Source organism: Caballeronia humi, from assembly GCF_001544475.1.
In the GTDB taxonomy this organism is placed as follows: domain Bacteria; phylum Pseudomonadota; class Gammaproteobacteria; order Burkholderiales; family Burkholderiaceae; genus Caballeronia; species Caballeronia humi.
Genome location: NZ_FCNW02000214.1, coordinates 1 through 860, shown reverse-complemented (window position 1 = coordinate 860; position 860 = coordinate 1). Strand labels below are relative to the sequence as shown.

Here is an 860-nt window from a genome sequence, read left to right as displayed (position 1 = left end):
CGAGCCACCAGGTACTGGCAAACAAAGCCGGCAATGAAAGGGAGCGATGACAACACGCCGATCGTCCACAGATCGGTAATGCCAGTCCGGCGGATGATCGTCGGCAACCAGAAGAACACGTTCGACGTGCTGGCGAGCAGCGCGACGCCCATCCCCGTCAAGAGATAAAACCGAGGGGAGAGCAGCGCCTGGCCGAACGACTTGTGCGCGGTCGCGCCAGTCGTCTCGCGGTCGGCTCGCAAGTCGCGTTCGATGATGGCCGCTTCGTCGGGCGACAGCCACGGTGCATTTGCCGGCTTATCGTGCAAGAGCCGGATCACGACGAAAACGAGCAGCAACGGCGGGATGCCTTCAATCAGGAAAAGCCACCGCCAGCTGTGCAGGCCCGCAACGCCATCCATTGTGTGCATGATGAGTCCCGACAACGGGCCGCCGATCACGCCGGCGATGGGAATGGAGGCCATGAACAGCGCGGTGAAGCGAGCCCGGCGAGACACGGGCACCCAGTAAGTCAGATAGAGCAGGATGCCGGGAAAAAGTCCCGCTTCAGAAGCGCCAAGCAGAAAGCGCCAGAGGTAATAGCTGTTCTGGCCCGTCATCGCAGCGAGTCCCGCCGAACACACCGCCCAGAGCACCATGATTCGTAGAAATGTTTTTCGGGCGCCGATCTTCGCCAACAGCATGTTGCTGGGAATCTCGAACAGCATGTATCCGGCGTAGAAGATGCCCGCGCCGATTCCGAACACCGCCTCGGAAAGCCCCAGATCGTGCAGGAAGCTCAGCTTCGCGAAGCCGACATTAGACCGGTCGATGAAGGCGACGATATAGAGCAGCATGAGCAGCGGCATCAAACGCCAGAG

1 protein-coding gene is annotated in these 860 nt (G+C 60.6%); it reads right to left on the bottom strand.

The window, feature by feature from the left end:
* Window positions 1-848 (bottom strand): MFS transporter (locus AWB65_RS35105; protein WP_235008128.1); only part of this gene is annotated, 848 nt, incomplete at its 3' end.
* Window positions 849-860: the final 12 nt, after the last annotated feature.